The organism is Amphritea pacifica (assembly GCF_016924145.1).
In the GTDB taxonomy this organism is placed as follows: Bacteria; Pseudomonadota; Gammaproteobacteria; order Pseudomonadales; family Balneatricaceae; genus Amphritea; species Amphritea pacifica.
In genome coordinates, this window is the sequence record NZ_JAFFZO010000003.1 from 141,270 (window position 1) to 166,952 (window position 25,683).

Annotated in this window: 23 protein-coding genes; 8 read left to right on the forward strand and 15 right to left on the reverse strand. The window is 50.9% G+C overall.

Annotation, left to right across the window (positions count from 1 at the left end):
- Positions 1 to 51: 51 nt before the first annotated feature.
- Positions 52 to 2,457 (forward strand): fatty acid cis/trans isomerase, encoded by a 2,406-nt coding sequence (locus tag JW499_RS02455; RefSeq protein WP_205209088.1) that lies wholly within the window; start codon positions 52 to 54, stop codon positions 2,455 to 2,457.
- Between the two features lie 137 nt (positions 2,458 to 2,594).
- Here JW499_RS02455 and JW499_RS02460 read toward each other — a convergent pair whose 3' ends face one another.
- From JW499_RS02460 to paaN, 12 genes are all read right to left on the reverse strand, one after another.
- Positions 2,595 to 3,002, reverse strand: a complete 408-nt coding sequence (locus JW499_RS02460; RefSeq protein WP_205209089.1) for a GFA family protein — start codon at positions 3,000 to 3,002, stop codon at positions 2,595 to 2,597.
- A 37-nt stretch (positions 3,003 to 3,039) separates the two neighbouring features.
- On the reverse strand, positions 3,040 to 3,585 hold the full coding sequence (locus JW499_RS02465) for a GNAT family N-acetyltransferase (RefSeq protein WP_205209090.1): 546 nt from the start codon (positions 3,583 to 3,585) through the stop codon (positions 3,040 to 3,042).
- A gap of 57 nt (positions 3,586 to 3,642) precedes the next feature.
- Positions 3,643 to 3,924, reverse strand: a complete 282-nt coding sequence (locus JW499_RS02470; RefSeq protein ID WP_205209091.1) for a hypothetical protein — start codon at positions 3,922 to 3,924, stop codon at positions 3,643 to 3,645.
- A gap of 125 nt (positions 3,925 to 4,049) precedes the next feature.
- A complete protein-coding gene (gss, locus tag JW499_RS02475) occupies positions 4,050 to 5,960 on the reverse strand; it encodes a bifunctional glutathionylspermidine amidase/synthase (protein ID WP_232846180.1) in 1,911 nt (636 codons plus the stop codon).
- Positions 5,961 to 6,067: 107 nt separating this feature from the next.
- The gene (locus tag JW499_RS02480; protein ID WP_205209092.1) at positions 6,068 to 6,907 is read right to left on the reverse strand and encodes a DUF817 domain-containing protein; all 840 of its coding nucleotides are present in this window, start codon (positions 6,905 to 6,907) and stop codon (positions 6,068 to 6,070) included.
- A gap of 776 nt (positions 6,908 to 7,683) precedes the next feature.
- The gene (locus JW499_RS02485) at positions 7,684 to 8,358 is read right to left on the reverse strand and encodes a class I SAM-dependent methyltransferase (protein WP_232846181.1); all 675 of its coding nucleotides are present in this window, start codon (positions 8,356 to 8,358) and stop codon (positions 7,684 to 7,686) included.
- 233 nt (positions 8,359 to 8,591) lie between these two features.
- A complete protein-coding gene (locus JW499_RS02490) occupies positions 8,592 to 8,978 on the reverse strand; it encodes a cupin domain-containing protein (RefSeq protein ID WP_205209093.1) in 387 nt (128 codons plus the stop codon).
- Positions 8,979 to 9,823: 845 nt separating this feature from the next.
- Positions 9,824 to 10,831, reverse strand: a complete 1,008-nt coding sequence (gene sppA / locus JW499_RS02495) for a signal peptide peptidase SppA (RefSeq protein WP_332874406.1) — start codon at positions 10,829 to 10,831, stop codon at positions 9,824 to 9,826.
- A 38-nt stretch (positions 10,832 to 10,869) separates the two neighbouring features.
- Entirely contained in the window at positions 10,870 to 11,532 is a 663-nt protein-coding gene (locus tag JW499_RS02500; protein WP_205209094.1) for an HAD family hydrolase, read from the reverse strand.
- 100 nt (positions 11,533 to 11,632) lie between these two features.
- Positions 11,633 to 12,379, reverse strand: coding sequence for an SDR family oxidoreductase (locus JW499_RS02505; protein WP_205209095.1), 747 nt, complete (start codon positions 12,377 to 12,379; stop codon positions 11,633 to 11,635).
- A gap of 142 nt (positions 12,380 to 12,521) precedes the next feature.
- The gene (locus JW499_RS02510; protein WP_205209096.1) at positions 12,522 to 13,307 is read right to left on the reverse strand and encodes an enoyl-CoA hydratase-related protein; all 786 of its coding nucleotides are present in this window, start codon (positions 13,305 to 13,307) and stop codon (positions 12,522 to 12,524) included.
- Positions 13,308 to 13,346: 39 nt separating this feature from the next.
- Positions 13,347 to 15,026: a phenylacetic acid degradation protein PaaN gene (gene paaN, locus JW499_RS02515; RefSeq protein ID WP_205209097.1), complete on the reverse strand. Its 1,680-nt coding sequence runs from the start codon at positions 15,024 to 15,026 to the stop codon at positions 13,347 to 13,349.
- A 419-nt stretch (positions 15,027 to 15,445) separates the two neighbouring features.
- Between paaN and paaF the strand changes: the two genes are divergently transcribed.
- The 6 genes from paaF to JW499_RS02545 all read left to right on the forward strand — a co-directional run bounded on the left by paaF (position 15,446) and on the right by JW499_RS02545 (position 20,996).
- Positions 15,446 to 16,225, forward strand: a complete 780-nt coding sequence (paaF, locus tag JW499_RS02520; protein WP_205209098.1) for a 2,3-dehydroadipyl-CoA hydratase PaaF — start codon at positions 15,446 to 15,448, stop codon at positions 16,223 to 16,225.
- Positions 16,226 to 16,229: 4 nt separating this feature from the next.
- Positions 16,230 to 17,021: a 2-(1,2-epoxy-1,2-dihydrophenyl)acetyl-CoA isomerase PaaG gene (paaG, locus tag JW499_RS02525; protein WP_205209099.1), complete on the forward strand. Its 792-nt coding sequence runs from the start codon at positions 16,230 to 16,232 to the stop codon at positions 17,019 to 17,021.
- 14 nt (positions 17,022 to 17,035) lie between these two features.
- Positions 17,036 to 18,550: a 3-hydroxyacyl-CoA dehydrogenase PaaH gene (gene paaH / locus JW499_RS02530; protein WP_205209100.1), complete on the forward strand. Its 1,515-nt coding sequence runs from the start codon at positions 17,036 to 17,038 to the stop codon at positions 18,548 to 18,550.
- 1 nt (position 18,551) lies between these two features.
- Positions 18,552 to 18,995: a hydroxyphenylacetyl-CoA thioesterase PaaI gene (gene paaI / locus JW499_RS02535; RefSeq protein ID WP_205209101.1), complete on the forward strand. Its 444-nt coding sequence runs from the start codon at positions 18,552 to 18,554 to the stop codon at positions 18,993 to 18,995.
- A gap of 359 nt (positions 18,996 to 19,354) precedes the next feature.
- The gene (locus tag JW499_RS02540; RefSeq protein WP_205209102.1) at positions 19,355 to 19,639 is read left to right on the forward strand and encodes a c-type cytochrome; all 285 of its coding nucleotides are present in this window, start codon (positions 19,355 to 19,357) and stop codon (positions 19,637 to 19,639) included.
- A gap of 64 nt (positions 19,640 to 19,703) precedes the next feature.
- Positions 19,704 to 20,996, forward strand: a complete 1,293-nt coding sequence (locus tag JW499_RS02545; RefSeq protein WP_205209103.1) for an NAD(P)/FAD-dependent oxidoreductase — start codon at positions 19,704 to 19,706, stop codon at positions 20,994 to 20,996.
- 72 nt (positions 20,997 to 21,068) lie between these two features.
- Here JW499_RS02545 and rraA read toward each other — a convergent pair whose 3' ends face one another.
- The gene (gene rraA / locus JW499_RS02550) at positions 21,069 to 21,560 is read right to left on the reverse strand and encodes a ribonuclease E activity regulator RraA (protein WP_205209104.1); all 492 of its coding nucleotides are present in this window, start codon (positions 21,558 to 21,560) and stop codon (positions 21,069 to 21,071) included.
- Positions 21,561 to 21,652: 92 nt separating this feature from the next.
- Positions 21,653 to 22,207, reverse strand: a complete 555-nt coding sequence (locus JW499_RS02555; protein WP_205209105.1) for a class I SAM-dependent methyltransferase — start codon at positions 22,205 to 22,207, stop codon at positions 21,653 to 21,655.
- Positions 22,208 to 22,296: 89 nt separating this feature from the next.
- On the opposite strand from JW499_RS02555, the gene JW499_RS02560 reads away from it, so the two are divergent.
- Positions 22,297 to 22,530, forward strand: a complete 234-nt coding sequence (locus tag JW499_RS02560) for a hypothetical protein (RefSeq protein WP_205209106.1) — start codon at positions 22,297 to 22,299, stop codon at positions 22,528 to 22,530.
- 35 nt (positions 22,531 to 22,565) lie between these two features.
- On the opposite strand, the gene ydiJ is transcribed toward JW499_RS02560, so the two are convergent.
- Positions 22,566 to 25,625, reverse strand: a complete 3,060-nt coding sequence (gene ydiJ, locus JW499_RS02565; protein ID WP_205209107.1) for a D-2-hydroxyglutarate dehydrogenase YdiJ — start codon at positions 25,623 to 25,625, stop codon at positions 22,566 to 22,568.
- Positions 25,626 to 25,683: the final 58 nt, after the last annotated feature.

Below are 25,683 nucleotides of genomic sequence, written 5' to 3' on the forward strand. Positions count from 1 at the left end.
TGCCCGTATTTGTTAATCTGTCTATTCGATTAGAGTGACATAAAGTAGCGCATGAAAAAACCAGTACAGGGAAGAATCTACGCCAGCGTTATTCTTGTCGCCAGCATTATCTTCTTGCTTCCCGGTTATCAGCAGCCGGAAGAACAGGTTAAGCCACGGGTTATTGCAGAGACTCAAACCTACAGCTTCGTCAACAACGTCAAACCGATCCTGGACAACAAATGCCTGGCATGCCACTCATGTTATGATGCGCCCTGCCAGCTGAAGATGGAGTCATGGCATGGTGTTGAACGTGGTGCCTCAAAACGCCAGGTGTACGATGGCGGCAGACTTAAGGATGCCTCGCCAACCCGCCTCTATATTGATGCTCAGACCGCGCAGGAGTGGCGGAATAAAGGCTTCTACTCAGTATTATCCGAATACGTTCACGAAGAGGATCAAACCACCCTGCCACTGATGCAGCAGATGTTGGACCTCGGGCAAAGCAACCCTCTGCCGCTTAACACCAAAGTGCCGGATACAATTCAGCTCGGTTTTGATCGGGTTAACTCTTGCCCCGCCCCAGGCGAGTTTAATGATTATGCTGAGAAGTTTCCCCATGGAGGGATGCCACTGGCAGTCTCTGGTCTGGATAAACAAGAGTTTAAGACGCTATCGACCTGGCTAAAGCAGGGAGCAAAAATAGACTCTCAGCCGATCACCCTCAGTGACACCGACCAGTTGATGATCAAGCGCTGGGAAAGCTGGTTAAACCAGAGCGATAAACGTTCAAGGCTGTTATCCCGCTATCTCTACGAACACCTGTTTCTCGGGCACCTGTATCTGACCCGTGCAGATCAGTCAGGCAATTCCACGCCAGCGTTCTACCAACTGATACGCTCTTTTACGCCCCCGGGAAATAAAGCTGTGATTGTGCCTACGGTGCGGCCTAACGATGATCCTGAGCAGCCGTTCTATTATCGACTGATACCTGTGCCCGGGACCATCGTCCATAAAACGCATATCACCTACCGTTTTGATGCCGACCGACTCGAACACTACCAGCAGCTATTTTCCAGCGCAGACTGGAATGTCGAAACCCTGCCCGGTTATGGCTATGAGGAAAGGTCTAATCCTTTTATCACGTTTGCGGCGATTCCCGCAAAGCTGCGATACCGCTTTCTACTCAATGATGCCCGTTTCTTTGTCAGAAACTTTATCCGGGGGCCTGTGTGCCGTGGACAGATCGCCACCAACGTTATCCGTGACCAGTTCTGGGTAATGTTTGAAGACCCCGGGTTTGAGCTCTACAGCAACAATCCCCAGTACCAATCATCGGTGAATGACTATCTTGGCCTGCCGGGGGAGAAGAGTTCGCTGCTGGATTTTGGCAGCCAGTGGTTTAATTATAATAATGACCGCAACACCTATCTGGACTTGCGTCAGAAAGCCTATCAGCAGGCATACCCATCCGGCGCAGCACTGCAGCATATCTGGGATGGTGATCAAACCAATGACAACGCTTTTTTAACCGTATTCCGCCATCACAACAGCGCATCGGTGACCAGCGGCTGGCAGGGCGAGATCCCCCTTACCGCCTGGGTGATGGGCTATCCCCTGCTGGAAAGAACCTATTATGAGCTGGTGGTTAATTTTGATGTGTTTGGCAGTGTGTCCCATCAGGCACAGACGCGCCTCTATTTTGACCTGATCCGCAACGGCTCAGAGACTAACTTTCTGCGTTTCATGCCCGCCGCCTCACGCCAGGCGATCTACTCGGACTGGTACCAGGCCAGCGCTAAAATTAAGGCAAAAATCACCTACCATGATCTGGATAGCCAGACACCCAGTGACATCACCTACAGCAGTACCAAACCTAAAGAGGAGTTACTGCAAATCTTGATGCACAGGTATCCGACACTCACCAGCGCAGAGGATAGCATCAATCGCTGCAACGCCTGTAATGATCCGCCAACCCGGTCAGCTGCAACTCAGGCCAGCATAGCTTTGCGCAGCATCGCAGCAAAACCGGCGTCGACATTAGCGGGAATAAAGTGGTTACCTGAAGCCACATTTGTGCGTATCAATTCTGTTCAGGGTGATGGCTTACAGCATGCCGCTAAACCCTTTCTGGCCTATACCCTGCTGCGCAACCGTCGTCACAGCAGTGTTGCCTATTTGCTGGGTGAATCGTTACGTTATCAGGAAGATCTCGATACGCTGACCATTCTGCCAGAGCCAGTTGGCAGCTATCCCAACCTGATCCTGCAACTGGATGTGTCACAACTGGATGATTTTGTCACATCGTTCAGCAACATTGATTCAAAGCGATCGTTCAACCAGTTTGTACAACGCTGGGGAGTCGGACGAATGAACCCGCAATTCTGGCAGGTATTTCACAGTTTCACCGACTATATGCAGGCAACTAACCCGCTGGAAGCCGGTGTATATGATATGAACCGCTACGGGCACTGGTAAGCACACTCGGGGAAAGATGATTGCGAACCCGCGCGTATATGGAGATCCAATCGCCCACATAGCGGGAGATTGGATTCTACATCGGACCTTAAAAGTGAAACGCCTGTCAGCTGGTTAAAACGGCATCTACGTCCGTCTTATGGTTGTTTATCAAACACTTTCACACCTTCCGGGATGGTAAACCAATCCTGCTTTTCACTCACCCAGACATGGGCGACAGGATTAATAATACTGGTATCGGACAGATTCGATGGTTTCAGTTTAATCTTATCCGGCTCAGCGGGATTAAAATGATAGATCCGGTTACCACAGGTCGGACAAAATTTAGCGCCACTGGTGTTGCCGCTGTCCGCTAAGCGGCTCCATTCAGCCATCTCACCTTCAAACTCCAGATCAGACGCATTTACCATGGCGGTGATACTGAAAGCACTGGTTGAGAGTTTCTGGCACTCTTTGCAATGACAGGCTACAACCATCTGCGGCGCTGCTAACAACCGATACTTAACGCCACCACACTGGCAAGAACCCTCAATTGGATAGGTCATACTGTTCACCCTGTTTGTCATCAATTAATAAAATCACCTACGCCCCGCAAGCCTTGCGATAAGCAGGGAGTGTCAGCGTGTAATACAGCTGCACAAACGGTTTGTCTTCAACCGCTTTATTCTCTTTATGTGAGTAGATTGCCCCAAGCTTTTCAACGGCTTTTACCGAGCGGATATTCTCCTCCGCAATATGAAACCAGACAGTATCAGCATACTCAAAAATATGATTCAGCATCAGCGCTTTCATCTCGGTATTAACGCCCTTGCCCCAATAAGCCTGCTCAATAAAAGTAAAGCCTATCGCAACCTCACGCTGCTCAGGATTCCAGTCATAGAAACGGGAAGAACCGATCATCCTGGCCGTGCGGTTATCAATCACAGCCAGGGCGCCGCCACTACTGATCGCGCCATTAAAAAAACGCTGCTCAAAAATATCCCGCTCGTAGCGAAGGGAGTCTGGATGCATTGCCCAGATGACGGGGTCCGAGGCGGCCTCATAAAGAGACTCAAAATCTTCGTCCAGCAGCGGTCGAAGGGTTATCAACTTACCGGTCAGCGTGGGCTGAAGATAGATTCCTGTCATATCGATCACTCCTTTTGATTGTACGCGAGGCGGTATCTGCCAGGCATCCGGGGTTTGCTAACTAACCGCAATCACCTCTGATTCTGTGACCGTATTTGCCTCAGCCCGTTCAATGATTTTCAATAGCGTGGTCTGCATAACTTCATCTTTCCTGATATCCGTTTTTGCGGCAAACCGCTGTTCCTGGGGTTCAGCGCCCTCTGCAGCAATAAACTGAATCACAACCTGTGTTGCACACTCTGTCGTTTCTCCTGAATAACACAGAGAGATCATCGGATACCCCCTGAAACCTTTCTTCACATGCTTCTCGATCCGCTTTCTCGCTTTATCCAGATTCATACCACACCCTTGTGTTAAACACGTCAGAATATATTTGTGACATATATTTGCTCCAGTCTGCCCGGAACGGATTCTGTTATATATTGCCCCTCAACCCGACAAGATGAAACCGGTTTAATGACAAGCTAACTGCCCGCTAAAAACTGCTTATCGGAGATAAACTGTAAAGCCAGACAATCACTGTCTTTATCAATGACCCGTGACTCGCTTACCCGCATACCACTACCCGAATAGACCCCGGCAGACATAAAGGTTGATATCTGGGTATAAAAGCCATCAAGCTGCGGCAGCTGAAAAAACTGCTGGTAGACTTTATCCTGTTCGCCAAAGCCACCCACAGTCGACTCAATCAGCTCTGAATCTTTATTAAACAGGGAGATATTGGCACCACAGCGCCCTACAATCGGCTTAGCCACATAGCCGCTGGCAGTTAGTTCATCGGTCAGCTCGAAAGAAGCATTCAAAAGTAACGGATGATTGGGAAACAACGACCATAACACCGGCAGAATCGCCTTATTACTGGGTATCAGTGACCAGAGAGGCTCAAACACCATAACCTGTTTGTGAAACAACACATCCGACAGCTGCAGCGGCTTGTCCAGTTTTCTGCCCGGTTCATAGACCTCTGGTTGTTGACCTGTGACCTCGAGTTCATCGCGAATCTGATCCAGCGCGGTTTCCCAGGCCCAGGTTTTCCAGACCCACTGTACGGGCTCTCCCGCGGCATCAATAATCTTGTCTTTTGCATCCCAGCTCAGCCCATCAAGCCCCTCTATTATCTTGCTACGCAGCCCCGCGGCACGAATCGCATCTTGCATAAACAGTGCATGATAGACCTCTTCAGGATCATCATCTCTCAAAATATGCACCAGCCCTTTGGCATGGCTTTTTTTCCACGCCCGCACCAGATCGGCAAACAGATCTTTACCGCCATTTTCCCCCTCGGTGGCACCAAAATGGTTCAGCCACTTCCCCTGCACTTTGCCCGCTTCCATATAACATGACGCTGAGTCACAGTTATATTCGTATACCTTTAACCCCTGTTGCGTCAGGGCAAAGTCAAAGCGGCTGGTGATCACCTCATTCAGACGGTTATCCCAGGACTGACGTATTTTTGGCAGCACCGCACCCGGCAGATTGAATTTCGCCAGCAGGGCATCATCGGACAAGACATATTCGGTGGCGTGCATAAAGAGTCCATGCAGTTCATTACTGGCATGTTCCAGTCGCTGCTGTGTGGTGCGGGACAGCACCAGATAACGATCCTGTTCAGATGGCTGGTTGGTAAGGTAATGCCCGCCCATCGCTTTAACAAACGCCGCTTCGTCGCGGTTGGCAATATTCAGCCAGGATTTTTTCTTTGCGGCGGGGTTATCAACCCGGCGGCTGTTAATGCAGCTCAATTGAGGGTCAGGTGTTACAGTTGGTTCGGCGAAGCGGGAATCATCGGTCTGAATCATCCAACCGAGAATCTCAGCATCACCGTAGGAACAGGTAATCCAGTACTCCCCCTCCTCAGTCACCACCGCGTTCAGCTCACGGGCATAATCACAGCCAGCAGCCCAGCGGCCATGACCAACATTCTGCTCAGCAATACGGACATAGCCCGGCGTCACTTCGGTAACAACCGCGACATGTCCGGTATCTTCAAACTCACCACCCTCTTTCCAGATCAGCAGACAACCCGCTTCCGGATGACGCTGGCTGCCATTCGAAAATGCGTTTAAGGGCAACAGCGTGTTGGCCTTAACATCACGCACTGTGCGCAACTCAAAAATATCGTAAGCCATCGCTACATCATCGAAGATGTAGCCTTTATTGATATAGATCCAGCGCCGGGCAAACTCGACACACTGCCACTTATACCCCATATAGATGCCGTCATAATAACTGCGATAGGACGTTCGCTTTGGGTACTCAATATCTGACGCGGTATGGTAATCTGAAGAATAAGCGGGGACGCCACCTGGAGCATATCCCAGCAAAGTACCAAAAGGCTCAAGCGCCTTACCCGCGTTGTCACTCATATAGCTCATAATACCAACCAGGACCATAACTTCAGAGATGCGCCACAGTGACGCTCTTCACCTTGCGAATCTACGCCGAAATAATCAGTGCCGCCACAAAAAAAGTGGCAGACAGATTAATCAGATTTATGAATCACGCGGCCTTTTGAATTGGCCAAAGATGCAACGCGGGGCTCAGGTGAGCGTATGTGAATGGTATTGATGATCGACACCAGCACGAAACTGAGCAACATCAGTAAAAACCATGAGCTGAGCTTGGCGACAGGCACCATACGCCACTCGTCAACCTGATTGGGGTAGATCCAGATATTGGCATAGGTGGCGATATTCTCAGCAAACCAGATAAACAGCGCGACCAGCAACCAGCCCAGCAGGATCGGCATCTTGCGGTGGGTTTTACGAACCCTGAAATAGATATCGGTCTTATAAAACAGCGCAACTGTGACTCCCAACAGCAGCCAGCGCATATCCCAGATGTAGTGATGGCTGAAGAAGTTCGCATAGACCAGAATTACCAGCAGAACAGTCAACCATTTTGACGGATAGCTGGAATACTCAAACTCGAAGATTCGCCAGATACGGGCGATATAGCTGCCCACAGCGCTATACATAAAGCCGGTAAACAGCGGGACATTGCCAATCCCAAAGAGATACTCTTCGGGGTAAACCCAGGACCCGATAGCATCGGACGTTTTGAAGAGTTCCATCAGGGTCGCTACAAAATGAAACACAATAATAACAACCGACTCACGCAACGTTTCCAGCTTAAAGGCTAACAAAAAAAGTTGAAAAGCGATGGCCGCGAGAAAGATAAAATCATAACGGTGCAGGCTTTCTAGCGGATACCATAGCCGGGTAACAATCATCACCCCCAACAGAAAACCACCAAAAATTGAGGCATATGCCTGTTTAACCCCGAACAGCCAGAACTCATGGATAAAGTGTTTACCGTTCATATTGCCTGGCTGCTCATGTTGCTATCTCTTCAGAGGACTCCAAGCCTACAGAGAAAGCTCATATCTTTTCTCAGCAGCCTCAGGAGTAAAGACTATCTGTTTTTGAAGGTGTACAAAGCCTGAACAGCCGGAACTATTCGTTACACGTTATAGCTTTCGAGTTTTCCTTTAGCTTCTTTTGATATAACCACAGAGGACACCGAGGGCACAGAGAAAACTCATATGCTGGAATTTTCGCCCTTCCTTTGTGTAATCAGTGTCCTCGATGGTTAAAAAGCTTCTATCTTCAAAGCCAGAGCAGCCGGAACTTATCGACAGACAGTTTAACGGACGGCTAGTTATGATTTCACCACAGAGAACACCGAGGGCACAGAGAAAACTCATATGCTGGAATTTTCGCCCTTCCTTTGTGTACTCAGTGTCCTCGGTGGTAAAAAAGCTTCTACCTTCAAAGCCAGAACAACCGGAACTCATCGACAGACAGTTTAACGGACGGCTAGTTATGATTTCACCACAGAGAACACCGAGGGCACAGAGAAAACTCATATGCTGGAATTTTTCGCCCTTCCTTTGTGTACTCAGTGTCCTCGGTGGTAAAAAAGCTTCTACCTTCAATGCCAGAGCAACCGGAACTCATCGACAGACAGTTTAACGGACGGCTAGTTATGATTTCACCACAGAGAACACCAAGAGCACAGAAAGATCCGACCAAGGAACCTTTCCTCTGTGTTCTCTGCACCCTCTGTGGTAAACGGCTTTTATCTTCAGGAATTAACTCAGGCACGAGCAATTAACATCTGTGTCGCGCCCTTCTGAAACTGGTAGTCGACGGTCTGAAGGCACGTCTCAATACCCTCGGTGGATAGTGCCTCCCGGACCGCAGGCAGATAATCTGATGGTTTGCCATCCAGTGTCAGTAACGGATACACCCGCACCTCTTCGGCGACACGGCAGAGTTCCCGCATACTTTCAATATGCTGAACAAGAGAGAAATGCTCACTATAGAGAAACAGAAAATGGGAACAGAGCGCCAGCTCAAACTGCCGGTCTCCGAATGGCAGATCCGGCAGTGAAGCGGTCAGGTATCGCCCTGCTTCAAGGCCCGTTTCAAAGTCCGCCAGAAACTGCTGCATTGCATCCATACGGGTGGCTCCAAGCACTTCGACGCTGCTGATACTGTCCCAGATATAGTGGTCAGCGTTCTGCTGCATCTGTAACATGACCTGAGGATATACCCGCTCGATCTGCGCCCATATTTGCTCCGCTGAGAACTGGTAGACCGGGTCAACAGACACCACCCGGCCACCGCGCGCACTCAGCCCCGCATTAAACGCCGCAGGGCCATCACTACACCCCAGAATATGCTTTTTCAGGTCCGCATCAGACAGCATAAACATAGATCTGTACTCTGCTAAAGAACGCCCCCAGGGGACAATGCTTTCAAGTTGCAACGCTGAAACTCCTTTTCTTTAAAGATTAAACTCAACCCCGCCACTTGCATCCGCGAAGAGACGCTTACATATTGGCGGACTGATTTGACCCTATGGTATAGAGTAAAATGACACATGGACAGACCCTCGCCTTCAGCCATCGATCAAGGCGTGTTTTGGTGTGTGAAACAGAGCCTTCAGTGTTTCAGACAACGTTGAGAAATCTGTAATTCAGGGTACTTAGATGTAGATGCTCAACCACTCACCTTCTCAATCATATGATTGATTACATGGCCGTGTTTGTCCTGCGGACTGAACATCACAATCTCAGCATCGGCGGTGACTTTTACATTATGGCCTGGAGGCCAGTAGAACAGGTCATGGGTATTGACCGTTTCCTCTTTGCCATCGGCACCGGTGGTGGTCAGTTCGCCCTGGATGACATAGCCCCAGTGCGGACACTGGCACATATCGCCATCCAGCCCCAGAAACAGAGGTGTGGTATCCACCCCGGCTGCGAGACTGAAGTATTCTCCACTGATTTCTCCCAACCCGGTGGCATCACCAAATCCGGTTTGCTGACGAATCACAGCACCGGGAATTTCCATTTTTACGTCGATATCATTTTTAGCGATTCTCATACGGTTTACCCCTTGGTTTCAATATCAGTGACGGTGTAAATAATGATGGATATGGAAAATCACCGGAATCGCGATACAGGCGCAGGCCTGGCAAGCAAAAACGGTGCTCTATTGCTATTACTGTTCGCTCTACTGTTAGCTCAACTGTTAGTGCCAGGGAATATTTAACCCAGCGGGTTACCGCGGGGACGCTATAAACTCTTCCATGATAAACGCGTAGATGCGGCGCTGACTGCGACCGGCTGGCACCGGGTCAGTCAGATCCCGTTCGCGAACGATTAAGCGGTTCCTGTGAGAGTAAGAAAGGAACAAATATGAAGTTAACTACCCCAGCTTAGCCCATGATCAACTGATTCGCATGATAATCATGCTGCACAGACAACAAAAAGACCGGCTGATTTTGATTTCACCACAAAGAACACCGAGGGCACAGAGAGATCAGACCAAATAATCTTTCCTCAGTGTTCTCTGTGTCCTCTGCGATAAGCAGTTTTATCTTCAGGTATTAACTCACATCTGCGTAGCGCCCTTCTGAAACTGGAGAACACGGAGAGCATAGAAAAAATCTGATGAGTAACGTTTCTCAGCATCCTCTGCGGTAAAGCCTTTATTCCTACGCCTTCGCTCGTGACGTCAGACTATCAGATGCTCGCCAGAGTGGTTTTACATCACTTTCTGTTCCACAGCGAGCGATCTCATTGCAGGAATCTTTTGTTGTCCGGCGGAGCACCTACCGGACTTAATCGTGAAGAGCTCTACGTTTTCTATAGGCTTCCCATAACTCGCGAAGAACCAAAAAAAAGCCGCTGCATCTCTGCAGCGGCTTTCAACAAAAAAGGATTAACTTAGCGCAGTTGAACTGAGCCGTTTAGCCCCAACTGGGTGGCAATGGTTTTTCCGAAGCTAACGCCCAGCCGGTCAATCAGTTGCTCCAGCGGCGTACCTTTAGGGGTGAAATCGACCAGTTTTTCAGCACCGACAATCTCCCGGGCCACATAGCTACTACTGCCCAGCCCATCGATCAGACCGAGATCCAGCGCCTGTTCACCCGTCCATACCAGACCGCTGAACAGCTGATCATTCTCTTTCAGACGGTCACCCCGGCCTTTACGCACCTGCTCGATAAATTGCCGATGGGTAGTATCAAGCACGGTCTGCCAGAAGGCTCGGTCTTTTTCTTTTAAAGGTGAAAATGGGTCCAGGAAGGTTTTATTCTCACCGGAGATCAGGTTTCGCCGTTCAACCCCAACCTTCTCCATCAGATCAACAAAACCAAACCCAGACGAGACCACACCGATAGAACCGACCAGGCTGGCTTTATCGGCGTAGATTTCATCGGCAGAGGCGGCGATATAATATGCCCCTGATGCACCGATATCCAGAATCACCGCGTAGACTTTTTTCTCTGGGTGCAGAGCCCGCAGACGTTTAACCTCATCGTAAACATAGCCTGACTGCACCGGACTGCCACCGGGGCTGTTGATGCGCAGGATAACCGCTTTAGTCCCCTCATCTTTAAACGCGCGGCGCAGTGCTCCGATAATATTATCGGCACTGGCATCTTCACCATCGGCGATGGTGCCGTTCACCTGCACCACCGCGGTATGCTCTCCGCCTTCACCCATATCCGGGGTGAACGAGTCGGCAAACAGGTAGATGCCGAGAATCACAAACAGATAACCAAAGGTCAGTAGCTTAAAAAAGATTCCCCAGCGACGAGCGGCACGCTGCTCTTTCTGCAGCCCCATCATGGTTTTCTCAATCAGTCGCCACTCTTTGGTTTTGCTCTCGTGCGGTTTTGCTGTTGCTTCTGTTTCCTTGCTGTCTTCAGCTTCCCAGGGATTTGAGCCCACGCTGCTCTCCTTAATATGTTTGAAATTTACGTTACATTTTACGGACGGTTGAGCGATGTTTCTGTCAGCCAGTTTTCCAGCTCTGCAAACTGATGCATCACTAACACTGGCTTATACTGCAACAACCGGTCGATATGATGGGCACCATAACTCACCGCAATCGTATCCATACCCGCTCTGACACCCATTTCCAGATCAAATTCCGTATCGCCGATCATCACCGCATCGGCAGGGCTTAAACCCGTTTCCTCTAGAATCTCTTCGAGCATATGGGGATGGGGTTTTGAAGTGGTTTCATCGGCACACCGGGAGGTTTCGAACAGAGATTCAAGACCCGTTTCAGCAAACACCCGATCCAGTCCACGGCGACTTTTTCCGGTAGCGACCGCCAGACGAAAGCCCTTGTGCTTAAGGTTAATCAGGGTCTGTTCAACACCATCAAACAGAGCAGTAGGGGTATCATCAGCCCCGAGATAATAGTAGCCATAGCGTTCCCGCATCAGTGGGATAACGGCATCATCTACACCCGGAATCAACATCTGAATCGCTTCAGGTAAACCCAGTCCGATAATATTACGCACCGCATCATCGGTCAGCTCTGGCTGATCCAGATCCCGGGCCGCTTTTTGCATACTGGAAATAATCCGGGCAGCAGAATCGATGATGGTGCCATCCCAGTCAAAAATTAGTAACTTGTACAAAATAGATATCCAATCTGTTAATCGTAAACCTGGAAACTGATCTTACGTTAACAACGCGATAAAGATAACCTCAGGTTGATAATTAGCCTGGCAAAACCACTTAATTCTCCTGCACCAGCGGGCGGATCAGCAACTCGCTGACATCCACGTGATCGGGCTGCGTCAGCGCATAGAGAATGGCATTAGCAATATCCTCCGGCTGGAGATTGGGCATACCCTCGCCATACATATTCTCTTTCACCGCAGCACGGATCTTCTCATGAACGATACTATCCGGCAGTTCGGTATCCACCGCTCCCGGCTGAATATCGGTGACACGAACACCGTAGCGTATCGCCTCTTTACGCAACGTGTCTGAGATCGCCCGCACCGCATGCTTGGTGCCGGCGTAAACTCCGGCACTGGGATAGGTCAGCCGCGCAGCAACCGAGCTAATGTTGACAATATGGCCCTGTTTACGTTCCGCCATACCGGGATAGACTGCGTTAATGGCATACAGCACCCCTTTGATATTGGTGTCGATCATCTGCTCCCACTCATCCACCCGGCCGTTGATAATCGGACTGATCGGCATGGTCCCGGCGTTATTGATGAGGATGTCGACACCGCCCAGTGAGGTGATCAGTTCACCTACCCTCTGCATCCTCTGACGGTCAGATACATCAACGGTTGCCACGGTAACTGTGCGCCCCAGTGTGCGGATCTCATCGGCCAGTTGTTGCAGGCGATCATCTCGCCGGGCACTGATCACCAGATCGGCACCTTCTTCGGCTAACAACCGCGCAGAGGCCTGACCGATACCGGAACTGGCACCGGTAATCCAGGCTAATTTACCTAATAATTTCATAGCATTAACTCTGACTATTTATCTGAATTATAGAAATAAACCGTACCTTTCCAGAAACGCAAAAGCCGCCAGAGTAATGACCCGGCGGCTTTATCAGAGCAGTCTGGCTGCCCTTTAAGTCTCTGCTTTCAATATATGCATATCAGCGATTTTTGAAGACCGGTTTTCGCTTTTCAGCAAAGGCATTCATCCCTTCTGAGCAGTCCTCGAAGGCAAAGGTTGCTTCAAATGCCCGGCGCTCGAAACGCATGCCATCATCCAGTGAGCAACTCACCGCCATATTAATACTCTCTTTGATCAGCATCACCGCAGGTTGTGACATCGAAGCGATCTTAGAGGCCGTTCTGAGTGCCTGTTCAGCCAGAGTGTCTGCCGGAACGATACGTGCAACCAGGCTGGCCCGTTCCGCTTCTTCGGCATCCATCATTCTACCGGTCAGGCACATCTCCATCGCTTTGGCCTTACCGATCGCCTTCGTCAGGCGCTGAGTCCCTCCGGCACCCGGCATCGTACCAATCGAAATTTCCGGCTGGCCAAACTTCGCGGTGTCAGCGGCAATAATAAAATCGCAGGCCATGGTCATCTCACAACCACCACCCAGCGCAAACCCGGCAACGGCAGCAATCACTGGTTTGCGGGCATCCTCAATAGCACGCCAGCAATCGCGCTGAACCCGGGGAAAGTCTTTACGGTGCAGATCAGTAAACGACTGATCTTTCATCTCTTTAATATCAGCACCGGCAGCAAACACCTGGCTGCCCCCGGTGATAATAATGCAGCCAATGGCCTCATCCGCTTCAAACCGGTCGACCGCCTCGCCCACCTCACGACACAGGGTCGCATTAAGTGCGTTCATCACCTCAGGGCGGTTGAGGGTAATAATCCCAACCCCCTGATTGACTTCCGTCAGAATACATTGATAACTCATAACCAACCCTCTTCCGTTAGTTTTCGCTGGTGTCGCCGTTCAGGCGTGCTTACGACTCTGAATAATGCGGAAGCGGTTGGCAACATAGGCCAGATCTGACAGTGACGCATTAGCCGCCGGATTGCAGCCGGTAGCATGGAAGTCACTGAATGCAGCACTCTGGTTCACATAAACACCAGCGGTCAGGTTGATCGAGAGCGCGACACCGGCATCCAGTGCAGCCTCTTCAATCTGCTCCAGCACGGCATCACTGGTTGAGTAACAGCCCATGGTAATCGCACCATGATTCTTCACGGCTTTATGGGCCAGCTCAATCGAGTGAGCGGTGCTGTCGGTGCGCACCAGGAAGCTGATCGGGCCGAACAGTTCCTCCATATAAGCGTCTTCTTTATCGGCATCCACGGCGATCAGCAGCGGACTACGCATCCGTCCCTCTTTAAACCAGGGATTTTCAGGACGGTCTGATTCGCGAACCACGGTACCGATCTTTTCACCCAGCTGCCGGGCGCTGTCGATACGCTTGTCGGTTACCTCTGCCTGGATGCAGCCCAGCACCATGCCGGCCCGCTCGGGGTCAGACAGGAACCGGGTAATACCGGTACTCAGTGCATCTGCTACCTCATCAAAACTCTTGTGTCCCTGGTCAGTTTCGATACCCTCAGCTGGAATAAAGATATCCTGCGGCGTGGTACACATCTGACCGGAATACAGACTCAGGGTAAATGACAGATTCTGAATCATCCCCTTAAAGTTGTCGGTTGAGTCGATAATAATAGTATTAACACCAGCTTTCTCAGTGTAAACCTGCGCCTGATGGCAGTTCTGTTCCAGCCAGTCACCAAACGGGGTATTACCGGTAAAGTCGATCAGTTTAACTTCTTCACGCTGCGCCAGCGCTTTAGTACACGGCTGGGCCGGATCGGCATCGATAACCAGCGATACGATATGCGGAGGCAGGCCTTGCTCTCTCAGTACATCCTGAGCGATCTTTACGCTGATCGCCGCTGGCAGAATACCTGCCGGATGGGGTTTAACCACCACCGGATTGCCGGTAACCAGCGAAGCAAACAGACCCGGATAGGTATTCCAGGTGGGGAAGGTTGAGCAGCCGATGACCAGAGCCACGCCCCGCCCGGCAACTGTAAAGGTTTTGTTCATCACCAGCGGATCATGCTTACCCTGCGGTTTGGTCCAGGTAGCCGCAGCGGGAGAATGGATCATCGCATCATAGCCATACGCAACCGCTTCAAGCCCACGATCCTGAGCATGGGGACCACCGGCCTGAAACGCCATCATAAAGCCCTGACCCGAGGTATGCATCACTGAATAGCCGATCTCAAAACTGTGCTGGTTGATGCGTTTAAGAATCTCAAGACAGATCCCGGTGCGCGCTTGTACACCGATATCGCGCCAGACTTTACGCGCTTCATTCATCGCCGGCAGCAGGATATCGATATCAACGGTGGGATATTTGATACCCAGCTCGAAGCCATAAGGGGAAACCTCGCTGCCCGCCTCACCAGTGATTCCTGGCATGTCCAGCTCAAATGAACGGTTCAGATGCGCTTTGAAGGCCGCCTGACCATCTTTATCGGCGGTTTCACCATATTTACGCGGGCTGGGACTCTCAGCATAGGCGCTGTAATAATCACGGGTGCGGAGTGCGTTCAGTGCAGCATCAAGTTTTGCTTTGTGCAGATCAAACAGGGTTTGGCTCATACTGGATTCTCTTTATTTTAACTGGCCCTGAGGCTTTATCTTGGTGCAGAAAAAAGGGTTAACCGAATTTTCTGTCAACATACGGTTTATTGTCTGACAGGTTATAAAAGATAGTACTTTTTTCAGCAGAGTTTGTTTCAACCTGACCTAAACTGCCTGACGAATATCTATAAAACAAAAGATACACTAAACAAAGTGATACGAAAAGATAAATTAATAACAATATATTTGTATCCCTTTAGTGTTTTACGGTAACCTTTAATCTGGCTGCAAGAGTGATCAGTGCCGGACCAAAAGATTCGGCTAACAGAGCCAGAAGATGCTTTGCTTAAGTTGCATCCACTAAAATAATAATGAACGTGAGTCTGTTTGCCTCGGGCTGACAGCCGATTCCGATACTCAATATGCTGAGATAAACCATGCCTGATTATCAAGATATTCTGGTCACCGGGCCGGATTCCGGGGTTATGACCATCACCCTCAACCGCCCTCAAGCGCGTAACGCCCTGTGTAATAACCTGCTACGCGAACTGGCAGATACGCTGGACGCCACCATCGGCAATGACAAAGTCAGAGCCGTAGTCATCACCGGCGGTGAAAAAGTGTTCGCCGCTGGGGCTGATATCAAAGAGATGGCTGAACTGGATGCGGTAGGGGTAATGAATGACATCCGTCCCACTTACTGGCGACGTATCGCTCAATACCCAAAACCTGTTATTGCAGCGGTTAACGGCTTTGCCCTGGGCGGCGGCTGTGAATTGATGATGCACTGCGATATCGTCATCGCCGGAGACAATGCCCACTTCGGTCAGCCGGAGATCAATCTGGGGATTATTCCCGGCGCCGGAGGTACCCAGCGCCTGCTAAGAACCGTGGGCAAGTCGATGGCGATGCAGCTGGTTCTTTCAGGCGAATTTATAAATGCCGAACAAGCTCGTGAATTTGGTCTGGTTAGTGAAGTTACCATTCCCGAGATGAGCTACCCAAAGGCTTTAACCCTGGCTAAAACCATCGCCTCTAAGCCCCCCATCGCTGTTCGCCTGGCGAAAGAATCATTGCTTAAAGCCTACGAAACAACATTGGAAACCGGTCTCAACTTAGAGCGAAAAGCATTTACCCTGCTGGCCGCAACAGAGGATCGAAACGAAGGCATCGCCGCCTTTATGGAAAAACGCCAACCCCATTTTCAAGGAAAATAATAAGATGACATATGAACATATCGAGTTTGAGATCACTGAAGGCGTTGCCGTCCTGACACTCAACCGCCCGGACAGTCTCAACAGTTTCAACACCCAGATGCATGCAGAGGTACGCGATGCCCTGAAACAGGTTAAAACCAGCGATGCGGTACGCTGCCTGCTGATCACCGGTAATGGCCGGGGCTTCTGTGCCGGCCAGGATCTTAGTGACCGGGCCGTCGACCCGGACGCCGAGATGCCTAACCTGGGCGAATCGATCGAGAAAAACTACAACCCTATGATCCGTACGATCAGTTCGCTTGAGATGCCGGTCATCTGCGCCGTTAACGGAGTCGCCGCAGGAGCCGGTGCTAATATTGCCCTGGCCTGCGACATTGTACTGGCATCCAAAAATGCCAGCTTTATTCAGGCGTTCTGCAAGATCGGCCTGATTCCAGACTCCGGTGGCACCTGGACCCTGCCCCGGGCGGTCGGTTTCCCCCGGGCAATGGCACTTTCTCTACTGGGTGACAAACTTTCAGCAGAGCAAGCCGAGCAATGGGGTATGATCTGGAAAACCTACCCGGCAGAAGAGTTAAAAGAGGTCGCGCTGGCCATGGCAAAACAACTGGCCACTCAGCCCACTAAGGGCCTGGCACTGATCAAACGAGCGCTGCAGGCATCGGCTAATAACAGCCTGAACGAGCAGCTTGATCTGGAACGTGATCTGCAAACACTGGCAGGCCGTACCGACGATTATCGCGAAGGTGTCAGCGCATTCATGGCAAAACGCCCGGCACAATTTACCGGCAAGTAATGGAGCAAACAGATATGAATCGCTTTACAACAGATTCGGTAATCGCCGTCATCGGTGCAGGCACTATGGGAGCCGGCATCGCACAGGTGGCTGCTAATGCGGGTCACCCGGTTCTCCTCTTCGATGCTGCAGAAGGTGCCGCTAAGCGGGGTATTGATAACACCGCTAAAGGGCTCGCGAAACTGGTCGAACGTGGCAAAATGAGTCAGACAGATGTGGATGCACTGCTGTCCCGCTTAACCCCGGTTGATGCGCTAACCGACCTGGCCCCGGCCAGCCTGGTGATTGAAGCGATTGTCGAACGGCTGGAAATAAAGCAACAGGTGTTTAGCCAACTGGAGGAGATCTGTGACGCGAGCACCGTGATTGCCACCAACACCTCGTCAATATCAGTCACCGCAATCGGCTCAACACTGAAGCGACCACAAAACCTGGTGGGCATGCACTTTTTCAATCCCGCACCGATTATGAAGCTGGTGGAGGTGATCAGTGGTTTAGATACAGACCCAGGTATCGCATCTGATATCTATGCCCTTTCTCACCGCTGGGGTAAACAGCCAGTACTGGCAAAATCCACCCCTGGTTTTATTGTCAACCGGGTTGCCCGGCCTTTCTATGCAGAAGGTTTGCGCGCCTACCAGGAAGGCGGTGCCGATATCGCTACTATCGATACGCTGATGCGTGAATGTGGTGGATTCCGTATGGGCCCGTTTGAACTGATGGATCTGATCGGCCACGATGTTAACTATGCTGTGACCTGCTCTGTTTTCGAAGCTTTCTACAATGATCAGCGCTTCCTGCCATCGCTGATTCAGAAAGAGCTGGTCGATGCCGGTCATCTGGGCCGTAAAACGGGCCGTGGTTTCTACAATTATAGTAGCGACGCTGAAAAGCCTGCCGCAGTTACCGCAGACGCCGCTCCTGCCCCTCTGTCAATCACGGTTGAAGGCAGCCTCGGCGTAGCTGAGCCGTTAATTCCGATGTTTGAAGCGGCTGGCATCCGAATTACCCGGATCGATAATGACGAGGTCGAAGGGATGATCTCCGTAGGTGATGCCACCTTAATGTTGACCAACGGTCAGTTCGCCACCCTGCGTGCCAGCGAAACCCTGCGCCCGGACCTGATCAATTTCGACCTTGCACTGGATTACACCAGCGCGCCCCGCATCGCGCTGGCACCCGCCGATCAGGCGTCGCCGGAAGCTCTACAGTCAGCCATCGGACTCTTTCAGGCAATTGGAAAATCGGTCACCGTTATCGATGATATCCCCGGCATGGTGGTGATGCGCACCGTTTGCATGCTCGCCAACGAAGGCTTCGATGCGGTTAATCAACAGGTCTGCGATGAGCAGGCGGTCGATATCGCCATGAAAGGGGGGGTGAACTACCCCTGTGGACCAATTGAGTGGGTCAATAAGCTGGAACTGAGCTACGCCCTTGATGTTCTGGATAATCTGATGGATGCCTATGGTGAAGACCGTTACCGGGCATCTCCCCTGTTGTTGAGAAAAGTGGCCGGAGGTGCCTGAGATGAAACCCAGCGAGATGACACCGCAACAGCTGGCAGAAGCCTGCAGTGCAGCACTCCACAGTGACGATCAGACAGCTCAGGCGATGGGCATGAGCATTGATGAAGTTGCTCCCGGCTACGCCAAACTATCGATGGTGCTGCGCAAGGATATGCTTAATGGTCATGCGATAGGTCATGGAGGGATGATGTTTGCCCTGTGTGATACAGCATTTGCACACTCCTGTAACACCTATAACCGCTCAACCGTTGCCAGCGGATGTAATATAGAGTTTATTGCCCCCGCTTTTGAAGGTGATACCCTCACAGCGATTGCGCAGGAACGTTCCCGCAGTGGCCGAACCGGTGTATATGACATCACCTTGTCTAACCAGAAAGGTGAGGAGCTGGCTTTTTTCCGGGGTAAAGCGTATCAGATAAAAGGCCATCTGATTCCTGAAGATTAGCCTCTTTTACCGTTATCAATCCAGCGATAAGGCCGCCAGCGCGGCCTTTTCTCTGTTTCCCCCATTACGACATCCCTTAAGCATTATTCGCAGCCATTGCCACTCAACTTGTAAAAAATATCGTTCCTCATCACGACTTGTTCAGGTTTGTTGCAAACCCCATTTTGAGTATTTTTTTTTTGATATAACCATTTTTGATGTCTATATATTAATGAGTGCTACATGATGTAGCTGGCTTATGGGGGGGTAAAAGTACATCGCAGTCGATACTGGCTGTGTCAACTTAACTCTATAAGTATGGTGAAGATATGAGAGTTAGCTCAACTATAACCTTCGGGAAGCTCCTGATAGCTCCTGCCGTGTTGATATTATCCATTCATTCAGCCATCGCTGAAGACCAGACTGTTAACAGAATGATCGCCTCGCAATGTGCTCAGTGCCACGGTACTAATGGGTATGCGCGCGGCTCCTATCCTGACCTTGGAGGCGATGAAGCTAAAGATCTCGCCGACCACTTATACGATATGAAAGGTGAAGACCGCCCCAGCGGTATCATGGATCATCAGGCCCTCGGCTATACCGACGATCAGATTCGACGCATCGCTCAGTATTATTCCACCCTACCCGAAAACGGTGGTGACTAAGCGGATTTCTAAGATCCTGATTCAATTGATATAGCTTGCTACCAGCACGCCGGAGGACTACAAAATGCCATTAACCAGACGTAATTTTATCCAGATGGTGCCTGCTTCTGCTGCGGCACTGACGTTAACTGGCGGCGCAAAAGCCGCAGAACCCATTCACCATGTTACAGTACTCGGAGGCGGTTTTGCTGGCTGCACCGTTGCAAAGTATCTGCGCATGTGGAGCGATGGTGAGATCGCTGTCACGCTGATAGAACCAAATTCAAATCATGTCTCCTGTATCATGAGCAACCTGATTCTCAATAAGCGCCTGAAAACAACCGACCTTACCTTTGAATATAATGATCTGCAGGTGAAGTATGGTGTTGAGGTCATTCATGACCGGGCATTAAGAATCCGAGGCCCACAAAAACAACTCCGGTTAAAAGAGGCTGGATGGGTCAGTTATGACAGTCTGGTGGTCGCCACAGGCATTCAGTTTGACAAGATTCCGGGGCAGGATTTCCGCAAAGTCCCCCATGCCTGGATCGCAGGAGGCCAGTCAAATAACCTGCGCAACAAGATCAACAGAATGCCTGATACCGGCACCTTTGTCATGACCGTGCCTAAAGCGCCTTATCGTTGCCCTCCCGGCCCCTATGAGCGGGCCTGCATCGTAGCGGACATTCTCGGTCGCCGCAGCGGTTATCTGGATGGCAGTAGCAGTGTCGCTCCCCGGGTTATTGTACTGGACGCCAACCCAGGCATCATGGCGGAGAAAGGCACCTTTACCAGTGCCTTCAATGATCTCTATGGCGATATTATCGAGTACATTCCGAATGCGCAGGTCGAGTCTGTCGACTCCGATAACCTGATTGTTAATACCTCTCAGGGCAGTTTTGCCGGGGATGTCCTTAACGTTATCCCGACCCACGGCGCTCAGAATATCCTCAGAGTGAGCGGACTCACCGGAGACTCTCGCTGGGCAGACGTTGATCCGGTTACCTATGCGTCAACTAACACACTGTTTCAGGATGTCTATGTTATCGGTGATGCACAAGGCACCGGGCAACCTAAATCCGGCCATATGGCTAATGCTCAGGCGAAAATCTGTGCCGACAGCATTATCCGTACCGCCCATGGTCTGTCCAGCTATACCGAGGAACGCTTACAGAATATCACCACCAACTCAGCTTGTTTCAGCCCGATCACGTACGATCAGGCATCCTGGCTGACCGCTGTATACAGTTATAACCCCGATACAGGCTCAATGGGGCTGGTACCGGGTTCGCTGGGTGAAGCGCATAACTGGAGTAGCCGCAACTTCAACGATATGTTTACCTGGTCCGATAACCTGTTTGCTGATACCTTCAAATAAGCGCTACCGCTAAACAAAAAAGCCTCTGCTGAGTATCGGCAGAGGCTTTTTTATACTTACCCATACCGGGAATTAAGCTTCACTCAGCTCAAGCTTCTCTGGAGACACCAGAATGCCGTTGTTATCCGCATATACATAATGACCGGGCTTAAAGGTTACCCCGCCAAAGGTCAGATCGACATTCAGTTCGCCAATCCCATTTTTATCGGTCTTCATTGGATGTGTGCCCAGCGCCTGCACGCCAAGGTCGAGCTCACCGATCGCATTAACATCGCGGATACAGCCGTAGATGATAATGCCGGACCAGCCATTCAGAACCGCCTTCTCTGCCAGCATATCGCCTAGCATAGCCCGTCGCATGGAGCCGCCACTATCAACAACCAGCACCCGTCCCTCACCCGGCAGAGCCACCTGTTCCCGCACCAGAGAGTTATCTTCGAACGCTTTCAGCGTGACGATTTCGCCACCAAAACGTTCACGACCTCCAAAGTTGCCAAACATCGGTTCCACGACCTGCACCAGATCTGGAAACTGGTCACAAAGTTCAGGTAATAAATCGTCCACAATGATACTCCTTAAATTTAGCCGTTAACGGGGTTCTATGATCGCTGATCTCAGCATATTTTGCACTTGCACCATAGGAGGAAAAGATGACATTAAAGGGTAAACAGGTAACTATCAAATACACTTCTTTTTAATAGCCCATTGTCGTAGCAGACCAGAGTCAACCGGGGTAACTGATCGATCAGTTGCTGCGGTTGTAAGCAGAAACGTAGTGGGAAACCGGATTGCAGGTGATGTTCCTGATTAAAGGTGGTGATCAGCAGATGGGCACCGGGCTTCATCAGATCAGGAAGCGTGTCCAGCAGAGTCCGCTCCGGCAGGTAGCGAACGATGACAATATTATCAAACCGCTCCAGCCCCCTAAGCTCATCGGGATTATTCAGGTCGCACCTTTGGCTTTCAACGGTAACGCGGAGATCAGCGGCAAACTGCTGCAGACGTCTGAGTCCCGCCTCGGCAAAATCCACCGCCATCAACTGATGACCGGCAGAGGCAAGATAGAGCGCTGCGGCACCATCGCCACAGGCCAGATCCAGTGTGTGTCCCGGGACTAAGGAGTCAAGTTGACGCTGCAACTCAGCAGGCAGTACCGGGGCGGTATCGGTTTTATTAAGATATCGCTTGTTCCAGAGATCGGCCCGGCTCATGATATGACTGTCCAGAAGGGTGAAAAAGAAACAGAGAAAACGTTACTATAGCGTTGTTAAACGGGCTTAATCCAGAATATGGGCTGAAAATGGAACACTATAAACTCTTCATTGTAATCCTGTTTATCCTGTTGATGTTTGCACCTGTCACCTGGCAGGCGATCATCAGGCGTAAACTGAATCCGCCCCCTATGGCCCGTAATGATCGCAAACTCTACCGTCTGTGGCGCTCCGATCCGCAGGCTTACGAACGTCAGTATGGCGAGATGGACCGCCAATATCAGCAGGCTCAGAAGGAAAAAAACCGGACCACTGATCTGTAGTCCGGCCGACAAACAGAACGGTTGCAACTGCCCGGTTACGCCGCCTTCAGCAGTTGCAGCAACAGCTGTAAAGGATGCTGCAACTGCTGCTCATCAAGCCGTTTAACCTGGCTGCGGCAGGAATAACCGGTCGCAACCAGCCGGCCCTCATTCGCCGGATCGTTCACGACCTCTGCCCAGCTCAGATCATAGATCTTCCTTGAGGTATCGACATTTTCGGTTTCGTGACCATAGGTTCCCGCCATGCCACAACAACCGGTTGCCTGCAGCTCGAGCGTCTGACCCATTGCCTGAAAAATTTTTTTCCAGTCAGCAATGGAAGCTGCAGCCGAGGTCTTTTCAGAACAGTGGGCCATCAGTTTATACTCATTTTTTGGCAACCCTTCCGCTTTCTGATTTAACTGATCGCAGTGTCTGGCCAGCCACTCCTGAATCAGCTCAACCCTGACCTGCTGACGAGTCCCGTCATCAATATATTCCTGCCGGTAGGTCAACGTCATGGAAGGGTCAACCCCGACCATGGCTATACCGCTGCTGGCCAGTGCCTGCAACATCTGGGTATTCTGGTCAGCCGCACGGTTAAAGGCCGCCTTAAACCCATGGACATGTAGCGGTTTACCGTTAGGTTTAAAGGGTGCAACAAAAACGTTAAAGCCGGTTTTACGCAGCAGATCAATAATATCCAACACCAACTGGGTTTCGAAAAAGCTGGTAAAGGCATCCTGAACAATAATCACCGAATGCTCACACTCTTCCGGGAGAATTGTGGCGAGGTTCTCTGGCGTGGCAAAACGGATACCCCGCTGTTCGATCCCCTGTTTCAGAGTGTTGGTACAGATCGCAGGGCTATCGACCATCCCTCCCCAGCGCTGCAGAACTGAGCGCATCATAGTATTGTTCATCATCCAGTTATAAGGTGCCGGGAAGCGGGACAGATATGGAATCATGTACTCCAGTCCACCGACCATATAATCTTTCAGCGGACGCAGATAGCGACTGTAATAAGCTTCAAGAAAGCGGGAGCGGAAATCCGGCACATTCACTTTAATCGGGCACTGCGCCACGCAGGATTTGCAGGCCAGACAGCCCATCATCGCTTCGTGCACTTCGTGGTTGAAATCATACTCGCCCTGCTTTTTCTTCCAGCTGTTTTTGATGCGTCCGGGTAAACTGGTAATAAACGAGCCATAACGGGCTTTACTGCCCTCGGCAACCACATCGACGCCCTGCAGCGACATCAGCCGCAGCCATTCGCGAATCAGCGATGAGCGCCCTTTGGGCGAGTGTTTACGCTCCCGGGTGGCCTTCCATGAGGGGCACATCGCATCATTAGGGTCATAGTTATAGCAAGCACCGTTACCATTACAGAACATCGCCTGACTGTACTCTTGCCGGGTATGAGCCGGAATCTGGCGGTCATACTGACCACGGGTCGGTACCTGATCAATTTTTAACAGTTCAGCGCCATCGATCAGAGGGGTACAGATCTTACCGGGATTCAGCTGATTGGCCGGATCAAACGCGCCTTTAATGATCTGTAGTTGCGGATAGAGTTCGCCAAAGAAAGCCGGGGCATATTCAGAGCGAACCCCTTTGCCATGTTCTCCCCAGATCAGACCATGATACTTTTGCGTCAGGGCAACCACCGCATCAGAGATGGTTCGGATCAATCCCTCCTCGGCCTCATTTTTCATATCAATAGCCGGGCGAACGTGCAGCACACCGGCATCCACATGACCAAACATACCGTAAGCCAGATTATGGCTATCCAACAGCGCACGAAACTCTTTGATATAGGCGGCCAGATTTTCCGGGGGCACAGCGGTATCTTCAACAAACGGGATAGGACGGCGCTCCCCTTCGGCATTCCCCAGCAGCCCCACCGATTTTTTCCGCATTCCCCAGATCTTATTAACCTCAGCAGCCCCGAAGGTAACCGTATAACCGAAACTTTTACCCGGCTGACCGGAGACGCTGTCCAGATGGGTGGTCAGCTTAGCGACTTTTGCTCTCAACTGGTCTTCATCATCGCCGGTGTATTCAATGAGGTTAATCCCCTGAATCGCCGGTTCTCCCTCGTGTTGAGGGAAATAGTCTTTAACCGTGTCCCAGACAATATCGTTCATCGCCAGATTCAGCACTTTGGAATCAACGGTTTCGATTGAGGTAGGCCCCCAGGCCATCAGCTCAGCCGCATCTTCGAGGGAATCCTGAAACCCCGCATATTTGAGGTTGACCAGCGCCGAATATTTTGGAATTGGCAGAACATTGAGTTTTGCCTCAGCAATAAACGCCAGCGAGCCCTCGGCACCACACAGGACGGAGTTAAGATTGAAACGCCCCTCATCATCACGGATATGAGCCAGGTCGTAGCCAGTCAGACAGCGGTTCAGTTTGGGAAACTTAGCATCGATCAGGTCACGGTGCTCATTAAACACCTGATCAACGGTACGGTGTACTTCACCCACCCGGTCATCGCGACACTTTATCTCCTCCAGCGCCTTATCGCTCAGTGGAGCTGAACTCCACAGAGTGCCATCGAGAAAGACCGATTTCAGCTCCAGCACATGGTCACGGGTTTTACCGTACATACAGGAGCCCTGACCACTGGCATCGGTATTAATCATGCCGCCAATCGTTGCCCGGTTGCTGGTAGAAAGCTCTGGGGCAAAAAACAGCCCATAGGGTTTTAGTACGGCGTTGAGCTGATCTTTCACCACCCCTCCCTGTACCCGCACCCAGCGCTCTTCAGCATTAATCTCAAGGATCTGGTTCATATGTCTGGAAATATCAACGACCAGACCATCGGTGAGCGACTGACCGTTGGTTCCGGTACCGCCGCCACGGGCACTGAGTACCACCTCTTTAAAACGAGGCTCTGCCGCAAGGCCTGCCAGCAGTACCAGATCTTCAACGGATTTGGGAAACACCACCCCCTGAGGCAGTACCTGATAGATACTGTTGTCTGTAGAGAGCACAACTCTACTGGCATAATCAGGATTAACTTCACCCTCAAAATGACTGTTTTTTAAGGATTCCAGAAAATCCAGATAGCGTTTCTGGGTGGGATTAATTTCGGCAATACGTGGGATCATCGCTCAACCTGTGACATCTTGGCGGATAAATAGATAGCCATAATGCAGAATTATCATT